Genomic DNA, 2,901 nt, shown 5'->3' with positions numbered 1-2,901 from the left:
ATACCAGGTCGGATGTCGATAGATCGACATCCTTGCGCGGGTTCACTTCTGCAACCTCGCTGATTGGAGGCTCAATCCAACTGCCTGGCACTTCGCTCATGCACCCACCCCATCGGCAGCAATCCGCGCCTGCTTTACGTCATTATAGGTCCGCTTCTCGCCCTTCACCTTCCATTCGGACACGCCATTGCTGTTGCGGTCCAGCACCACGGCGGCGGCGGCAGAGGGGCTGGAGAAGCTGTAGGGTTTGACAAAGGTATACCGGCCATCGACGCCGGGTTGCAGTACGCCTTGTATGACCAAGTTCTCTTTCAAGGCGCCATAACTCTGCTGGACGTAGCCGGTGTCCTTCAGCGCCTGCGATCCTTCCAGCACGATAAATTCACCATCTTCTTCCACGGCCTGCGCCTGCACGCCGGACTTGTGGCGGATTTCAAAAGTGATCTCGCCGCTTGTACGCAGCGCCACCGGGGTGGCGGTCTGAGTCACCGCGCGCGGTTGGGGCTTGAGAAAATCAAGCCCGACCACGGGCAGAATGATTTTCAGATTAGCGAGGAATTGTTCCATGTTCGCCTGATCTGCTTCCGGCAAGCGGCGGCGCTGCCCGACGGGGCTGGTGCCGTTATCCAGCGTGGCGCGGTTGGCCTGTGTCGCCATCTGGATAAGCCGCGCTTCCAGATATTCGACATGCCCCTTGGACAGATCATCATCGCTGGTGGTGACGGCAATCGCCGTCTCCCAGAACTCACGCTGAGCGGCGCTCTGCTTGATCCGTTCGCGCACGCTGTTGGCCGACCCGATATAGGCGCGGGTGCCCCCCACCGCCTCGGCATCCGGGCCGGAGAGAATGTAGATGCCAGTCCGGTCCAACTCGGGCCGGGCCGTAAGCGCCGCGAAGGTGGTGCCAGTGGCGACGAAGGTCAGGCCGGTCCAGCCGTGGATCGTTGCTTTGCGCAGCCCGGTGGGCGTGCCATCTACCAGGAAAAGCTGGATGGTACGGCCAAAGGTTTCAGGGGTCATGGCTCGACACTCCGCCGCACGATACGAAGGTTTGTCTTCTTCAATACAATTAGCCTTGGCCAGACCCTCTTGCCCTCTAGCCGCGAGCCACGACTCCAGAGAGCCAGTAATCCAATAATTGTGAAAAGAACAATCACGGTGRCCTTGACTGCATTCCAGTCGAGCGCGCTGCTCGGCGTGCGTGCGAATCCGAACTTACCCCACTCAGCCGAAATTATGACTTGGCTGACGAAGAGCCCAAACCAGAAGACCGAAAAGAAGATGTTCAACCAACCATTGGTGCCAGACACCGACCACCGGACGCCGTCGCGCCCGACCCAGACAGTTTTATGCAAGAGAATACCTTGATTATCCTCAAGGATGTCGATGTGCCGTTCCCAATTTTCTTGCCAGAACTTTGAGCCTTCGGCTGCAAACCATGAGGCTATTGCTGTAAGGAAACCCAGGCTGGTCAAACCAAGAGGGACGAGTCCCGCCGCCTCCGCGTCTTTCCCATGCCACATGAAGCCCAAAGCAGTGAAAATGGCTGCCTGCAATAACCAGAAATAGGTCGCACGTTTCCAATAGAGCTCAATTTCGAATTTTCGGATATCATGCGCAGCCGCCAGCGCAGTCTTGAGCTTGGCCTTATCGCTGGTGCCGATAGCCTCAAAATACCGCATCGGCAGGGATTCYGGTGGCTCGTTCACGCCTCGACCTCTTCGGTTTCGGCAAGCTCATCTGCGACCGCTTCGATTTCCTCCAGTGCGGCGCGCAGGTGGCCAAGGATGGCAGCGGCAATATCATCGGGTTCGGTCAAGCCTTCCTCGACAACTTCTTCGTCCTCGCGAAGCCAAGATATGTCGAGGTTATCATTGCGCTTGGCGATGTCCTCGCGCGTGAACACGCGGAATCGTCCAGCGTCGCCTTCGTCCGTGCGCTTTGCGGTGCCCAGAGGGTCAGAGCCATAAGCCTTGACGAAGGGCGCAAAATCATCCGCCGTCAGCGTCCTGGTCTTGCCAAAGTTGGGCATCTGCGCCCGCAGGTCATAGAACCAGACCTGTTTGCTAGCGCCGATGCGCTCCTCGGATTTCTTGGTGAGGAACATGACGTTGGTCTTTACGCCTTGGGCATAGAAAATGCCCGTTGGCAGGCGGAGTATGGTGTGCAGATCGCAAAGGTCCATCAGCCAGTTTCGCAGGTCGCGACCCATATTGTCTTCGAACAGCACATTGTCCGGAATCACAATGGCGGCGCGACCACCGACCTTCAGGCCGCGCACGACATGTTCAACAAACGGGAGTGGGCCTTTGGCGGCCCCGGCAGTGATGACGAAATCGCTGCGGGTCACGCGTTCCGGAAACTTGTTGAACGGCGGATTGGTGAGGATTAGGTCTGCTTTGTCGAATTTCTCAGCATCTGAAGTCAGCGCGTCGATACAGTCGATGGGCTGATCGATACCGTGCAGCAGCAGATTCATCGTATTGAGGCGATGCGTGCCGGTGATCAACTCAGCGCCTTGGTAGGCGTTGTTGCGTTGGAAATACCCCATGGCCGGGCTGATCTTGGTCAACTCATCCGTATCGCGCAAGATCGCGCGGTGCGCCGAAATCAGGAAGCCACCGGTTCCCGCTGCCGGGTCTTGGATAGTCTCGCCAGCCTTGGGCTGGACCAGTCCGATGATGGTGTCGATCAAGGGGCGCGGTGTGAAATACTGTCCGGCCTTCGACTTGCGTTCAGACGTTGTGCGTTCGAGCAGGCCTTCATAGAGGTCGCCCAGGCCATCCTCTTCTGCCGCATACCAATCGACATTATCGATGGTCGTGATGAGCGAAGTGAGCGCAGTGGCCTTGGTCAGCGATGTTTTGGCATCGGTGAACACCTGTTTGACCAGCGGAAAAT

3 protein-coding genes are annotated in these 2,901 nt (G+C 57.8%); all 3 read right to left on the bottom strand.

The window, feature by feature from the left end:
* Positions 1 to 96: 96 nt before the first annotated feature.
* The 3 genes from AC1DUU_RS28095 to AC1DUU_RS28085 are packed head-to-tail and all read right to left on the bottom strand — an operon-like array spanning position 97 to position 2,881.
* Complete coding sequence (locus tag AC1DUU_RS28095; protein WP_476786624.1) at positions 97 to 1,020, bottom strand: GIY-YIG nuclease family protein; 924 nt, start codon at positions 1,018 to 1,020, stop codon at positions 97 to 99.
* Complete coding sequence (locus AC1DUU_RS28090; protein ID WP_476786623.1) at positions 1,017 to 1,709, bottom strand: RipA family octameric membrane protein; 693 nt, start codon at positions 1,707 to 1,709, stop codon at positions 1,017 to 1,019. The genes AC1DUU_RS28095 and AC1DUU_RS28090 overlap by 4 nt, the downstream gene beginning before the upstream one ends.
* Positions 1,706 to 2,881 (bottom strand): HsdM family class I SAM-dependent methyltransferase, encoded by a 1,176-nt coding sequence (locus AC1DUU_RS28085; RefSeq protein ID WP_476786622.1) that lies wholly within the window; start codon positions 2,879 to 2,881, stop codon positions 1,706 to 1,708. Before AC1DUU_RS28085 ends, AC1DUU_RS28090 begins: the two co-directional genes overlap by 4 nt.
* Positions 2,882 to 2,901 lie beyond the last annotated feature (20 nt).

It is taken from the genome of Aminobacter sp. P4_H6_2 (genome assembly GCF_056400805.1).
Note: the sequence above shows the minus strand (reverse complement) of the source record. Positions and strands in the feature narration are given on the sequence as shown.